The sequence below is a fragment of the Desulfoluna butyratoxydans genome, assembly GCF_900699765.1.
Classification (GTDB): domain Bacteria; phylum Desulfobacterota; class Desulfobacteria; order Desulfobacterales; family Desulfolunaceae; genus Desulfoluna; species Desulfoluna butyratoxydans.
This window is the reverse complement of sequence record NZ_CAADHO010000002.1, coordinates 253,756-268,206: the sequence shown is the minus strand read 5'-3', so window position 1 is coordinate 268,206 and position 14,451 is coordinate 253,756. Positions and strand designations below refer to the sequence as shown.

At 59.1% G+C, this 14,451-nt stretch carries 10 protein-coding genes; 4 read left to right on the top strand and 6 right to left on the bottom strand.

The window, feature by feature from the left end:
• The first annotated feature begins 126 nt into the window (after positions 1-126).
• Together tsaE and MSL71_RS06270 are read left to right on the top strand one after the other, a co-directional pair.
• The gene (gene tsaE, locus MSL71_RS06275) at positions 127-624 is read left to right on the top strand and encodes a tRNA (adenosine(37)-N6)-threonylcarbamoyltransferase complex ATPase subunit type 1 TsaE (RefSeq protein ID WP_180137913.1); all 498 of its coding nucleotides are present in this window, start codon (positions 127-129) and stop codon (positions 622-624) included.
• A gap of 43 nt (positions 625-667) precedes the next feature.
• Positions 668-1,885 carry an aspartate kinase gene (locus MSL71_RS06270; protein ID WP_180137911.1) on the top strand — a complete coding sequence of 406 codons (1,218 nt, stop codon included), beginning with the start codon at positions 668-670 and terminating at the stop codon, positions 1,883-1,885.
• A gap of 92 nt (positions 1,886-1,977) precedes the next feature.
• Here the strand turns inward: MSL71_RS06270 and MSL71_RS06265 are convergent, their stop codons facing one another.
• Both MSL71_RS06265 and ylqF read right to left on the bottom strand, forming a co-directional pair.
• Complete coding sequence (locus tag MSL71_RS06265) at positions 1,978-2,436, bottom strand: PilZ domain-containing protein (protein WP_180137909.1); 459 nt, start codon at positions 2,434-2,436, stop codon at positions 1,978-1,980.
• 347 nt (positions 2,437-2,783) lie between these two features.
• On the bottom strand, positions 2,784-3,647 hold the full coding sequence (gene ylqF, locus MSL71_RS06260) for a ribosome biogenesis GTPase YlqF (protein ID WP_180137907.1): 864 nt from the start codon (positions 3,645-3,647) through the stop codon (positions 2,784-2,786).
• Between the two features lie 283 nt (positions 3,648-3,930).
• Between ylqF and MSL71_RS06255 the strand changes: the two genes are divergently transcribed.
• The gene (locus tag MSL71_RS06255) at positions 3,931-4,734 is read left to right on the top strand and encodes a lysophospholipid acyltransferase family protein (protein WP_180137904.1); all 804 of its coding nucleotides are present in this window, start codon (positions 3,931-3,933) and stop codon (positions 4,732-4,734) included.
• Between the two features lie 269 nt (positions 4,735-5,003).
• Positions 5,004-5,810 (top strand): formate dehydrogenase accessory sulfurtransferase FdhD, encoded by an 807-nt coding sequence (gene fdhD, locus MSL71_RS06250; RefSeq protein WP_180137902.1) that lies wholly within the window; start codon positions 5,004-5,006, stop codon positions 5,808-5,810.
• Positions 5,811-6,066: 256 nt separating this feature from the next.
• On the opposite strand, the gene MSL71_RS06245 is transcribed toward fdhD, so the two are convergent.
• From MSL71_RS06245 to dsrO, 4 genes are all read right to left on the bottom strand, one after another.
• Positions 6,067-7,842 carry a fibronectin type III domain-containing protein gene (locus tag MSL71_RS06245; RefSeq protein ID WP_180137900.1) on the bottom strand — a complete coding sequence of 592 codons (1,776 nt, stop codon included), beginning with the start codon at positions 7,840-7,842 and terminating at the stop codon, positions 6,067-6,069.
• 197 nt (positions 7,843-8,039) lie between these two features.
• Positions 8,040-12,155: an acyl-CoA dehydratase activase gene (locus MSL71_RS06240; protein WP_180137898.1), complete on the bottom strand. Its 4,116-nt coding sequence runs from the start codon at positions 12,153-12,155 to the stop codon at positions 8,040-8,042.
• A gap of 342 nt (positions 12,156-12,497) precedes the next feature.
• The gene (gene dsrP / locus MSL71_RS06235) at positions 12,498-13,655 is read right to left on the bottom strand and encodes a sulfate reduction electron transfer complex DsrMKJOP subunit DsrP (RefSeq protein WP_180137896.1); all 1,158 of its coding nucleotides are present in this window, start codon (positions 13,653-13,655) and stop codon (positions 12,498-12,500) included.
• A 12-nt stretch (positions 13,656-13,667) separates the two neighbouring features.
• Positions 13,668-14,450, bottom strand: coding sequence for a sulfate reduction electron transfer complex DsrMKJOP subunit DsrO (gene dsrO, locus MSL71_RS06230; protein ID WP_180137894.1), 783 nt, complete (start codon positions 14,448-14,450; stop codon positions 13,668-13,670).
• Position 14,451 lies beyond the last annotated feature (1 nt).

Sequence of the window (14,451 nt, the reverse complement as noted above, 5' to 3'; positions counted from 1 at the left end):
TCCGCGTCGTTCGTAAGGCCTGTTTGTTAAACTTTTCAAAAGTTTGTCCCCCGGCAGGGCCGCCGGAGGCTGTTTTTCAACCCTTTGACCCGGCGGCCGGTGATGTGCCGCAGCATGGCAGAATCAATGACCCAACATTCATCGTATATCGGCGAGTTGCTCGCCCGGGGCCGCGTGGTCCTGACCACGGCATCCACGGAAGAGACCGAAGAGGTGGGACGCCTCATGGGCTGTGCCGTGAGCGGCCCCCTTGTGCTCACGTTGGCCGGGGATCTGGGCAGTGGAAAGACCTGTTTTGCAAGGGGACTTGCCCGGGGACTGGGGGTGGACGAGGCGTATCACGTGACGAGTCCCACCTACACCATCGTCAACGAGTACCCTGGGCGTCTGCCCCTGTTTCACCTCGACCTCTACCGTCTGGGCGGGGGCGACGAGCTGGAGGAGATCGGGTATCGTGACATGCTCCAGGAGGGCGGTGTCATTGTGGTGGAGTGGCCCGAGCGATCCGATGACACCGAGCTCGGCACGGATCTGGTGGTTACGATTCGGGAAGAAGGCCCGGATGAGCGTGTGATCACCATGCAGTGTGTGCATCCGGATGTGGACTTGAAGGCGCAAGTCTGATACAAGACCCTGAAACATATACGGCTTTTACAATGGAGAAACAATGGCACTGATCGTACAAAAATATGGCGGTACATCCGTCGGGGATCTGGAGCGCATTCACAATGTGGCCAAGCGCGTTGCCAGGGCTTACGACGAGGGGAACGACGTGGTGGTGGTGCTTTCAGCCATGAGCGGCGTTACCGACAGACTGATTGAGATGGCCCATCAGGCCTCGAGCAAGCCCTGCAAGCGGGAGATGGACGTGCTCCTCTCCACCGGCGAGCAGACAACGGTTTCCCTGATGTCCATGACCCTCCAGGAGATGGGCTACAAGGCCGAGTCCCTCCTCGGTTTCCAGGCGGAGATCCAGACAGACAACGGGGCGGGAAAGGCCCGGATCATGCGCATCGGCGCAAGCCGCATCAAACGCCTTCTGGATGAGAAGAAGATCGTTGTGGTGGCGGGATTCCAGGGCATGGACTGCGACGGCAACATCACCACCCTGGGGCGCGGCGGGTCCGACACCTCGGCCGTGGCCATTGCTGCGGCGGTGGGGGCTGACGCCTGCGAAATCTATACGGACGTGGATGGGATCTATACCACCGACCCCAGGATCTGCGATAAAGCGAGAAAACTTGAGAGGATCTCCTATGACGAGATGCTCGAAATGGCAAGCCTGGGGGCTAAGGTCCTTCAGATTCGTTCCGTGGGCTTTGCCAAGAAATACAACGTGCCGATCCACGTTAGATCATCTTTCAATGAGGAGGAAGGGACCATGGTTGTCAACGAAGATTCCGGCATGGAGCAGCTTGTCGTCTCCGGCGTGACCTTAGATAAAAACGAAGCTCGCATCACCGTCAAGAAGGTTCCGGACCAGCCCGGTGTCTCGGCCAAGATTTTCTCCCCCCTTGCCGCAGCCGGCATCCAGGTGGACATGATCATCCAGAACACCCGTTCCGGCGGTGAGACCGACCTGACCTTCACGGTCACCAAGACCGACTATCAGGAAGCCATCGAGATCACCCGACGGGTGGCCGAAGAGCTTGGGGGCAAAGAGGTCCTCGTGGCCGACGACATCGCCAAGGTGTCCGTCATCGGCGTGGGCATGAAGAACCACTCCGGTGTGGCGTCCCGCATGTTCCAGGCCCTGGCCGACGAGAACATCAACATCCGCCTGATCACCACCAGCGAGATCCGCATCTCCTGCGTCATCGACGAACGCTACGCCGAGCTGGCCGTGCGCATCCTCCACGACGCGTTTAAGCTGGACGAGCTGTAGGCCCTTTTTCCGGCACGCAGGCGCGAACACATAAAAAAAGGCCCGCCGATAAGGCGGGCCTTTTTGTGTTTCTGGGTTGTGGAAAAAGAGAGCTATTTTCCCCGCCTCAACGGACCGGCTGCGTCCGTCTCTGCCACGGGGCGCTTGAGGTGGGAGAGGTTGCCGTCGATGGTGCGGTCAAAGGAGACGGCAAAACCGTTTCCTTCGCCCCGGACCACGGTGCCGGAGACGCGGATGTGTTCCCCTTCGGGAAGTTCGAAGGAGAGGATGATCTTTTCGCCGGACTCGGCCACATCCGGGGTGTCGATGAAGACCCCCTCGGTGCTGATGTTTTTGATAAACCCTGTGTATGCCCTTCCCTTGACCACATAGACAGCCTCGCCGTAGTACTCGAACCGCGGAGACTTCCGTTTCTTCTCGAAGTGTTTCTTTTCGACAAGCTCCAGAAGATCCATGATTTCAGCCTGGCCCATTTTGAGGATATGGGAGATCAGGCGGGAGGTCGCTTCAGACAGGGACATCTCTCTTTTTGCTTTGGATCGTTTTTCCATAGGTCCTGAGTTATGCATCTCTATCTGTGGATAAGAAGAAATGATTTGTCCGGGCTCGGATAGACATTACCAAACCGATTATCGATGCGGGACGCCTTGTCTTCAGGCGTATGAATCAAAAAAACACTGGCAAAAAGCTCACTGGATTTGACCACCCCGTCAAGGCCCGGGTGCGGGCCTTGAATACACCTCTTATTCCTTTTTCCGCTTCAGTATATCTAAATGAGTTGTCGGCGGTTTGTCAATCGGTTATCGGCATAAGGGTCAGGATCGCATGATGATTTTTTCCGGTTTTCTGCCGTGCAATCCCGTGTGGACCGATGATTTACTTGTTCGGTAAGGGCGCTTTACTCATCGTCCTCATTTTCTTCATTTTGATAATCTTCGGGCCAGTCCAGGGAGATTCGGCCCAGGTCACCGGCTTTGATCTCTTTGCAGACGATTTCAGCGGCCTTGTGCAGGTCCACCACCCCGCCTTTGCGAAGGCAGCCCCGTTTTTTGCCGATTTCAGCCAGGAGTTCCAGCCCCTCTTCGGGAACGGTCTTGAGCTTGTATCGGCCCACCAGCAGCTCCCGGTAATGGGTGAGAAGGTCCACCACGGCCTGGGGGGCCACTTCCAGGTAGTCTAGGGCCGTGTCCCGCACGGCGCCGGTGGCACCCAGGCGGATGCCGCCCCGATGGTCTGCGAGGTTGGGCCAGAGCACCCCGGGGGTGTCGGCGATATCAAAGCCGTCCCGGCCGCCGTCGATGCGGACGTGCTGCTGGTGGCGGGTTACGGCGGGTTCGTCGCCGGTCTTGGCCACCTTGCGGCCTGCCAGGGTGTTGATGAAGGTGGATTTTCCCACGTTGGGGATACCCACCACCAGGGCCCGGACCCCGCGTTTCATGTCGGGTGGAGCCAGGGAGGCGGCAAGGCCCTTGACCTTGTCCACCTCTTTTTTCTTGAGGGCCTCGATGGCCACGGCCCGGGTGTTGGCCTCTTTTTCCATGGTCTGGATCCAGCGGGCGGTGACTGTCGGGTCGGCGAGGTCCTTTTTGTTCAGGACTTTAACGCAGGGTTTGGATCCCCTGAGCTCTTTGAGCATGGGGTTGGAACTGGACACGGGAATGCGGGCGTCGATGATTTCGATGACCACATCCACTTTTTTCAATGCGCTGCGAATTTCATCGCTCGCTTTTTTCATATGGCCGGGGTACCACTGGACCGCCATATTGCCTCCTCACAGGTTGCGATATCGTCACCGTGGCGTCGCATCTTTTCGGAATGAATGAAAAGGGGATCGCACGGGGTCTGGTTGTGTTTGGATGAAGGGGGGAACCTTTGCTGGTCAGGACCCCTTGTGCAATAAAAAAGTTTGTTTTCTTCATAGCATGGAGAGGGTGGTCAATGAAACGAGATTCAGAGCAGACGCCTTGAAATAAAGATCACTTTGTGCCACAAATAGAACGACGGTTTCATAAAATAGACATTGATGAAAAGGGGACCGAATCCTCATGTTGAATCGACTGATTTCCACTTTGTTTTTGGCTTACATCGGCATTACCTGTGTCTTTTTCTACCTGGGTGCGGTGCTTATCTGGCTGGTGACCCGCCCCTTTGACAAACGGCTCGTGGTGCTTCACCTTTACTCCTGCTTCTGGGCTTCGGTGTATATCTGGACCATGCCTGCCTGGCGCATCTCCACCCGGGGACGCGGCAAGGTGGACTGGAAGAAGACCTACATGGTGGTCTCCAACCATCAGTCCCAGCTGGATATCCTGGCTGCCTTTACTCTGTTTTTCCCCTTTAAGTGGGTTTCCAAGGCCGAGATTTTCAAGGTGCCCTTTGTGGGATGGAACATGGTGATGAACCGGTATGTCCGTTTGAAGCGGGGGGATAAGGAGAGCATCGCAGAGATGATGGATGTCTGCGAAAAGACCCTGAGGCAGGGTGCTTCGGTTTACTTTTTCCCGGAAGGCACCCGCTCTTTCGACGGGCACCTGAGGCCCTTCAAGCCCGGGGCGTTTATCCTGGCCCACAAGCTGAAGCTGCCCATTTTGCCCATCGCCATTAACGGGACCCGCAAGGCCCTGCCCAAGCACAGCATGAACTTCCACGGCAAGCACCACCTGGACATTGAGGTCCTGGACGAAATCCCCAACGCGGATTACGCCCATCTCTCCGTGGAAGAGACAGCCGAGATGGTCCGACAGCTCATCGGCTCCCGTGTGGAAGAGCACGTGTGCGTAACGGAGACCACCGTGGCCGGTGGAAAGACCAGGCGAGCCGGGAACCAGGGACTCACCGCAGGGTCCTGATCCGTGTCCATACCGGGCAGCGGATGTGATGTATCATGGCTGCCCGGTTAAAGATGCCTCCGGCGGCCCTGCCGGGGGCTAAACTTTTAAAAAAGTTTAACAAACAGGTCTTAAAAAATGATTGGCGAGTAACCCCTGATTTTTAAGGGCGAATGTGATTTTCCCTGAGGGACGAAGGGGAAAGCGCATTCGCAACCAGCTTTCGAGGTGGCACACCTCGCCGCCGGAGGCACTGTTTTTTTGCTGTTTTATTTATTAAGGAAGGCATCATGAAGAGTCACGGTACCCAGCGGATTCGTCACATTGTGTCCGGTGAGGTGCGGGAAACCACCCAGGAGCTTCTGGCCGAAGAGCCTCTCTCCATTCGCGTGCAGGGAAACCCTTACACCGTGGTGATGCGCACCCCCGGCGATGAGATCGCCCATGTGGCGGGGTTTTGCCTGGGGGAGGGCATCGTGGATGCGGTGGAGGATTTCGGGACCCTTGCCTTTTGCGATGAAGACGTCAACGTGGTCACCGTGACCCTGACCCCCCAGCGCAGCGATATCGTCCCGGAGATCCTGGACCGCCGTGGTTTTATCAGCCAGACCAGCTGCGGCATTTGCGGCAAGGAGCTCATCGACGACCTGCGCCAGGCCACCTCAATGGTGGACACCTCGCCCGTGGCCTTTGGGGTGGTCAGCAACGCCCTGGACGAGCTCGGGTCCCACCAGCCCCTTCGAGAGATCACCCGGGCTTCCCACGCCGCGGCCCTGGCAGATGCCTCAGGCACGATCCTCTCCGTTGCCGAAGACGCCGGTCGCCACAACGCCCTGGACAAGGCCGTGGGCAAGCTCTTCCTTGAAAAAAAACTGGGCCAGGCCCGTTTCCTCGTTCTCTCCTCCCGCATCAGCTACGAGATGGTTCAGAAGGCCGCCCGTGCCGGTATCGCCATCATCGCAGCCGTCTCCCGCCCCACCGCCCTTGCCGTGGAACTGGCCGAAGGCCTTGGCATCACCCTCTGCTCCCTTGCCCGGGGCGAAGGGCTTTTCGTCTATACCCACCCCCATCGAATCCAGATCCAATCCCCGGAATAACAGCACCAACGTGAATGAAAAAGCGCCTCCGGCGGCAAGGTGTGCCACCTTGAAAGCAGGTTACCGCCGGGCTTTGCCCCTCGTTCCTCGGGTCAAATCCCAGCGGTATTCTTGGGGAATTATAGATTGTTTATGTAAATCAGTCGGTTAGATAACGCACCCGAACAAGATGAAATAGCTTTCAAAACCAGTTTGGCAACCTTTTTAAAAGGTTGACCCCCGGCAGAGCCGCCGGAGGCACGTTTGCCTGGTTCTGTCAAAACGTATGGAAGATACCGGCGTTGAAAGTCCAGCCGCCCAGGTCGATGGCGTTGTCGCCGAACCGGTCGATGACGGAGTAGACGGTTTCGATGATGACCCCGGCCTTGTTGTCAAAATAGGGGTCGCGGGTGAAGAGTTTGATGCCGGCGCGTCCGTGGTACCCTGCCACCCCGTAGTCCCCGTCATCCCATGCATCCACCTTATGGGTATCGCTTGTCTCCCTGTAGTACCAGTAGTCCAGCCCTCCGCCTGCAAAGAGAATGACCTCTTGTGCCACGCGACTCTCCCAGGTGAGGCTTGCCGTGAGCGGAACGAGGATCAGCTCGGTTTCGGCCTTGCTTTCCTGGCCTGAGTCCGTGCGTTTGGTGCCGGTGCGTTTAACGTAGCCCGCTTCCAGGGAGGCTGTGAGGGGGCCGCTCAGTGATCGTTGGTAGAAGAGGGTACCGGAGATGGCGTTTTCACCGTAGATGTCTTTGTAACGGTCGTCTGTGAGGCGGTGGAAGCCTGCCTTGATGCCGATGGTGTTGGGGTCTTGGGTGTGGCCGGTGGCGGGCGGAAGGAGGAGAAGGGTGGTCAGCAGGAGGGGGATGCCCCGGGGTTTTATGGCAAGGCCAAGGACCGCAATGGCCAGGGCCATAGGGACGACGGGGAGTGGCCGGGGGGAGGCTCTCTCTTGGGAGGCGTTGACAAAGCAGCCCCCTTCAAAGGTCTCCGGGTCGTCCAAAAGGGCGTGGACCTCTTCCACGAAGATGGAGACGCTTTCGTCGGACTGGGGGGTTTCGTTGGTGCTGGTGTCGATGGCCGAAACGCGGAAGGTGTAGCGGGTATCTTCGGCAAGGCCGGGGATGATGGCGTCGTTTTCAGGTGACACGTCCTGTTGGTCGGTCAGGTTGGCGGGGTCTGTGCCGTAGTACACCCTGTAGACCGACAGGTCTGCCATGCCGTCGTTGTTTCCATCAAAGAGGACGCGCACGCTCAGGTTTTCCAGGAGTTCAGGGGGGTGGTCGTCCTGGGAGAGGATGGGCGTTTCCGGGGCCAGGTTGTCCCGGGTCTGACCGGCGGCAAAGGTATCCACCACCAGCCAGGACGACGGTTCGGAGTTGCCTTGGGCGTTGGTGGCCGTGACCCGGAACCGGTAGCGGGTGTCGGCATCAAGGCCGGAGTAGGTGGCCTTGGGGTCGTTGACGTCTATGGGGGAATCCGGTGTGAGGGAGACGCTCTGAAAGACGCCTGCAACGCGCTTTTCCACGCTGACCGTATAGGCGGTGACATTATCGGAGTCCGCGGCCTTGTCCCAGCTTATGGTGATGCTGGCATCGGTTCGCAGGTCCAGGGTGAGGTTGGCCGGGGCGGGCGGGACCTCGGGGTCGGTCTCAGTGGTGATGGATTCGATGCCGGAGAGGGCGCTGTCCCGGTCGCTTTCAAAGGCGGAGATGGCCACATAGTAGGTGGTGTCGGGCTCCAGGGTCACCCCGGAGGCGGCACCGATGGTAAAGCTCACATCCTCGTCCGCGTCCACCGGGTCCGTGAGCCCCAGCTCACTGTTGGTTCGTTTCAGGGGGTTGGTTTCGTTGGTGACCTCGGTTTCGGTTTCGCCCCAGAAGATGGTGTACCCGTCGGCATCGGCCACGGTTTTCCAGGAGACGGTGATGGTGTTGTTGGTGGCGGCCAGGGTCGGGTCATCCGGGACATCGGGCAGGGCAAGGGCCACGGCCGCCAGACACAGGAGGACGACGAAAAAAACCGGGGACACCAGGCGGTGCGGTTTCATGGAGTGCTCCAAAGGGGATTGACCAACGTGATTGTAAGATGGGTGTTTTATAAGGAATGAATTAATGGTTGATTTTACGGTTTTTTCTGTGCGGTGTCCAGTTTTTCAGGAGGCGGCGCTGGACCGCCTTCTTAAAACCTGTTTGGCAACCTTTTTAAAAAGTTGGCCCCCGGCAGGGCCGCCGGAGGCCTTGTTTCTTACCCCGCCTTGCGCGTGAGGTAGAACATGTGGGGATCGATCATGCGGTTGGGTTTGTTGGTGCCGTCGTAGAAGAGGTCGATGACGGGCACGCCGTAGCGCTCCTGGATCTTGCGGAAGATGGAGGCGCTGATGACCCCGGGGCAGCAGAAGACCGGGTTGACGTGGATCACGGCGGAGACAAGGCCGTGCTTCACGTAGTAGAGCATTCTACCTAAGGAGACGGCGGTCTCGCCGGCGATGAAGCTGGTGAGGCCGAACTCTTCCATGAGGGCCTGGCATTCGTCCAAGGGGGGCTCGGTGACCCCTTCGAGGAGGCCTTCAAAGATGGCTTCGAATTTTTCCTCGTAGCCGGTCATGGTGCCCAGGAGTTTGTCTCCGCAGTGGTTTTGCCGGGTGTCGGCAAAGATGGAGTGGACCACCAGCTCGTTGTAGGAGGGGAGGATCACCTCGCCGCCCAAGGCTTCGGCGTGGTCGCAGATGGCTTCGTTCAAGACCTCGTTGTACTTGGCGTACATGTCCCCGAGGATGGCGATGCGGGGTTTTCTCGTCTTCGGCAGGGGGAGCCCGTCAAAGAGTTCCCGCACCTTTTCCGCGGCGGTCATGAGGGATTTTCGATTCTGAATATGCCAGGCGATGATCTTTTCTGCCTCATCCACGGCTGCGAGGGTGTCGCCTTCCTTGGTTTCGTAGGGGAGGAAGCGGAACCTCAGCTTGGAGAGGATGGAGCTTAAGATGGTCACCGAGAGGAGCTGGGCGTTGTGGCGGGCGGAGATGCCCGGCACGGCGGCCTGTCCGTTGGTGTTCATCACCTTGATGCCTGCAAAGCCTGCCTTGGCGCCAGCAGCCTTGATGAGGTTGGCGTACTGGTTGAAGTTGCAGGAGAGGCAGATGTTGGGCAGGTAGACAATGGCGTTGTGCGGTGCCAGGTCCCCTTGTGAGAGCCGGGAGATGACCGAGCCCACGATGGCCACGTTGGGCAGGCACTCCCCACCGCTGGCAAAGCGGTACCCGAGGTTCAAGGTGGTGTTGTCCATGGGGAGGACCTCTGCCTTGTACCCGGCGGCCTTGAAGACCTCGGCCTGGAGGCGGTTGATGCGGGCGTCCACCATGGGGATGAGGACGGTGTCTCCCTCTTCGGGGGTGTCCGGGGCAAAGGTGGTCCTGGGGATGACGATCTCTTTGCTTTCGGCTTTTCTGCGATCGTAGTCGGCCACAAAGGTGTCGATGGCTGCTTCAATGCGGGTGAGGTAGCCCACGTCGCTTGCGTGTTCGTCCAGCTGGAGGATGAGGTAGGGTTTGCCCATTTTCTCCATGGCGTCCTTGATGTGGTTCATCAGGTAGGCGTCCGGGCTGCATCGGAAGCAGGTGAGGAAAACCGGGTAGAGGTCGGGGTTTTTCCGCACCGCGTCCAGGGCCAGGAGGATCTGCTGGCCGAAGTACCAGTGCATGTTGGCCAGGTGATCGGGCAGGTCGTCGGGGGTGGGCGTCAGGTCCAGCATGGACTGGGAGACGAGCTCAAAGCCCATGGACTCCATGCGGGCAGGGATGCCCAGGTTGACCCGCTTGTCAAAGAGGGCGTAGGGGCGGCCCAGCAGGAGGATTTTGGGGGTGTCGCCCTGGGTGGCCAGGCGCTTGGTGCCTTCGGCAGCCCAGGCTGTTTTCTTGGCCGAAAAGGCTTTTTTGGCGTCGATGAAGGCATGGACCACGGCCTCTTCCGGCAGGCCCAGCACCGGCGCGAGGTCGGCGGCGAGGCGCTCGCCCACGATTTCGTCGGCCACGTTGTTCATGCGGACGGTGGGGTGGAGCAGGCGGCCGCCGAAGTCCATGCCGGGCAGGTTGTTGATGATGGTGGCCGCATAGGAGGAGTAGTAGCAGAAGTAGCTGTCCGTGCTTTTCTCTGCAAAGGGCTGCTCCATGGGAAGGGTCTCAAGGAGGCTCTGCTCGCTGATGAGGGTGGGCAGGAATATATAGTCCACTCCGGGCCGATCCAGGGCCGCCACCATGCCGTGGGTAAGGGCCATGGGGGTGCAGAAGTCCGCGTTGATGAGCTTCATGCCCTGGGCCAGTTTTTTGGCCGTGCTCTTTTCCACCACCACGTTGAAGCCCAGGCGCTGGAAGAGGTCCTTGAACAGGGGGGCGTACTCCACCATGAAGAGGGTCTCGGGGATGCCCACGGTTTTGTTGCCTTCGACCGCGGTGTCCTCGGTTTTGAAGGTGGCTTTGAATTGTTTTTCAAGGCGGGAGACGGTCTCTTTTCCCCCCACCTTTTTCTCTTCATAGTCCCTGCCGCACTTGAGGCCCCAGGCGTTTTTCTTGCCTCCCACGGTGTAGACGCGCAGCTCACAGCGGTTGGTGCAGAGCTCGCAGATTTCGGTCTCCACGGTGCAGGAGAAATCGATGCCCGTGAAGGTGGAGGTTGCAAGGCCTGCGTCTTTCAGGGCCACGGCGCAGCCCAGGGCGCCGGTGAGGTGGCAGAACTTGGAGACGCGGACTTCCTGGCCCAGCTCCCGCTCAAAGCAGGCCACCAGGGCTTTGTTGCGGGCTGTGGCCCCCTGGAAGTAGACCCGACTGCCGGGAGTGCTTTTGCCCACCACCTTGGAGAGGTAGTTGTCCCGGACGCTGTGGAGCACCGCGGACATGATCTCTTCCCGTTTCCACCCTTCGGCCAGGAAGGTGTTGAGGTCCCTTTCCATGTAGACGGTGCAGCGGTCTGAGGTGAAGGGGGCCTTGGCCCCTTCCACGATGTCGGAGATCTCCGGCAGGGTCATGTGGAGGCGCTTGGCCTGCTCTTCGATGAAGGAGCCGGTGCCTGCGGCGCAGACGTAGTTCATGACGGCATGCTTCACCACCCCGTCGTTTAAGAGGGTGAACTTGGAGTCCTGGCCGCCGATCTCGATGATGGTGTCCACGGCAGGGTCCAGGAAGGTGGCACCCTTGGCGTGGGCCGTGATTTCGTTGATGGCAAGGTCGGCGCCCACGACCTCCTTGATGAGCTCCCGGCCCGAGCCGGTGGTGGCCACCCCGCAGATGACGAGGTTCACTTCCTTGAAAAGCTCCTTGACCTGGCCGAAGAGGCGGGTGACGGCATCCACGGGGTCGCCCTGGGTGCGTCCGTAGAGACCGGCCAGGATGGCGCCTTCTTTGTCCGTGAGGACCGCCTTGGTGCTGGTGGAGCCCACGTCGATGCCCATGTAGGCTTCGCAGGTTGATTCAGGGGTCCTGTAGAGGGTCACCTCGATGCCGTCGGCTTCGTAAGCGGAGAGGCCGTCAAATTCCGGGTAGTGGGGCATGTCCGTATCCAGGCTGGGGCGCACGGTTCGCTCCCGGCCCATGCGGGCGATGAGGTTTCTGCTTGACTCCCAGGGCTGGTCGGCCAGGGAAGCGGCCCCGATGGCGTTGACGGCCTGGGCGTTTTCAGGAACCGTGACGGCAAGGCCAAGGGCGGCCTCCACCTCCCGGACAATCTTGGCGTTGGCCGCCATGCCGCCGATAAAGAGCATGTCCCCCGTAAGCTCGCGTCCCCTTACTGTGTTGGCCAGGACGCTTCGGGCCACCCCTTCGCACAGGCCGGTGGCAATGGCCTCTTTGGCGTAGCCCTGGGCCTGGGCATGGATGATGTCGCTCTTGGCAAAGACCGCGCAGCGGGTGGCAATGGACGGGGCCTTGCCGGTGAAGGCAGCAGCCTTTTCGGCAAGGGCTTCGGTGGTGAAGCCGAGGCGCTCGGCCTGCTGGTCGATGAAGGAGCCGGTGCCCGAGGCGCAGTCGGAGTTCACCACATGCTCCATGTAGTTGCCTTCATCGTCCAGGCGGATGAGGTAGAAGCTCTCGCACCCGATGGAGAGAATGTTCCGGCAGGGGGTCTTGAGAAAGGCCGCGGCCTCCACCGAGGCGATGACCGGGTCAAAGACGCGGGCCTCGGCAAGGGTGATGTTACCGGTGACCCCGAACCGGGAGATGGTGCCGCCCGCTTCGGCTTCCATGGCATGCCTGGACCGGGTGAGGGCCTCTTCCAGGTTGCCGTTGTGAAGGATGCTGCCGCTGGTAACGACGCGGTGGGCGTCGAGGACGGCGTAGTGGATATATTTGGATCCGAAGTCAAGTCCTGCTTTCATGGATGGGCACCTCTTGTCTTTCTCTCTCTCGTAAAGGTCGTGCCCCCCCGGAGGTGGGGGATCAGATGGGGCTGAGGGCGGTATTCCGGGGGGAGGGGGTTCGATTCTAGAATATGTGTTCTACGTTAACGCATGCGCTTTTTTAAACATTTTCTTTGGGGTGAGTCAAGATCAAAGGGTTGAACGACACAGCCGGGTCAAATCGAACTTAGGGTGGAGGATCTTTGTTTCTGCGGGGTGAAAGACAAAACAAAAACCCGCTCCCCTGAAATCAGGAGAGCGGGTTTTTTTAACAATCCAGTTGGCATTCCGGATTAATACAACCTGTCGGATGCGTGGGCCTTAGGCGTTGACCTCTTCTTTGATCTTGGTGGCGATCTTGTAGAGGATGGTCACGACCAGGAAGCCAACAGCGTAGACACCTACGGTGATGAGGATCTCCAGGGGAGTGGGGACGTACTCATGGTAGGTGTGCATGGCGTTGGGGACAAAGCCGCCGGCGATCATGCCCATGCCTTTGTCGATCCAGGTTCCGAGGAACACCATGATGCAGAGGAAGGGCATGTACTTCTCGTTGTTCCGGATCTTGGGAATGACAAGAAGGATAATGGCCGAGATCATCAGGAACATGGAGGTCCACATCCAGGGCACAAGGGCTGCCTTGTCGCCGTGGCCGAAGAAGAGATACTTCAGGTGGTCCATGTGCTCGGGGATCTTGCTGTAGAAGACGGTGAAGACTTCGCACAGGAAGAAGAACACGTTGGCGATGAGCGCGTAGGTGATGATCTTCATGAGGGTCTGCATCGCTTTTGTGCCGGGATCGAACTTGGTCACTTTGCGAACGATGAAGCAAAGGAGGATCAAGAACGCGGGACCGGCGGCAAAGGCCGAGGCCAGGAACCTGGGAGCCAGGATCGCCGTGAGCCAGTAGCCACGACCGGGAAGGCCGCAGTACAGGTAGGCGGTGACGGTATGGATACCGAAGGCCCAGGGAATGGAGACGTAGATGAGGAACTTCACCCACTTGGGTGCGGGAACCGCATTCCGCTCGGCTTCCAGGAGCTTCCAGCCGATGATGATGTTCAGGAAGAGATAGCCGTTGAGAACAATGGCATCCCACATGAGCATCGAGTGGGGGGTGGCATTTAAGACCACGTTCATGGCACGCGTGGGCTGACCAAGGTCCACCACGATGAAGAGCATGCACATGACCACGGCGGCCACGGCCAAGAACTCACCGAGGATGGTGATGCGGCCGAAGGCTTTGTAGTCGTGCAGGTAGTAGGGCAGGACCAGCATCACGCCCCCGGCGGCAACACCGACGAGGAAGGTGAACTGGGCAATGTAAAAGCCCCAGGAGACGTCCCGGCTCATGCCGGTGACACCGAGACCGAAGTCCCACTGCTCCATGTATCCCATGAAGGCCACAGCAATGACGGCCGTCAGACCGGCAAGCCACAGCCAGTAATTTCTGCTTCCGCTTAATGCTTTTTCAAGCATGATGACCTCCCGTTAAACGATGTAGAAGACCGAAGGCCCGGTACCGAGACTGGCCTTTCGCCGAATGGTGTAGTTCTCTTTGAGGACCTTGCGAATTTCCGATTTTTCATCGGAGAGGTCGCCGAAGACGATGGCGCCTTCAGAAGCCTCAACGCAGTAGGGGTCCTTGCCAACGGCCAGTCTTTCCGCGCAGAAGTTGCACTTCTCCACGACACCCTTGGTACGGGTGGGGAACTCGGGGTTGGTGGGCTTTCCGTCTTCCAGGCCGTTTCTGGGGTCCTGGAAGTTGAAGCTGCGGGAGCCGTAGGGGCAGGCAGCCATGCAGAAGCGGCAGCCGATGCAGCGGTGGAAGTCCATGAGAACGATGCCGTCTTCCCGCTTGAAGGTCGCCTTGGTGGGGCAGGCCTGGACGCAGGGAGGGTTTTCGCACTGGTTGCAGAGGACCAGGATGGGGGCGTGTTCCGCCTTTTCAGACTGGTACTCGTTGGGCTGCTGGGTAAAGGCGTGCTCGTAGTGCTCTTCCCAGATCCACTTGATCTCGTGGTTTTTGTTGTCAAGCTCGGGAACGTTGTGGTTCAGGTGGCATGCCTTCCCGATCTTTTCGTTCAGCTCGTGGGTGAGCTTGCGGGTGTCGATGACCATGCCCCATCGATCCGCTTCGGTGACCTTCTGGTCTTTGATGGCTTTGCCTGAAGGGATGAAGTACTCGCCGATGGCATGCGCATTGGACGCGGCTGTCAGGCCCAGTGCGGATACGCCGGCGATCTTCAGGAAGCTTCGTCTGCTCTCTTTCATC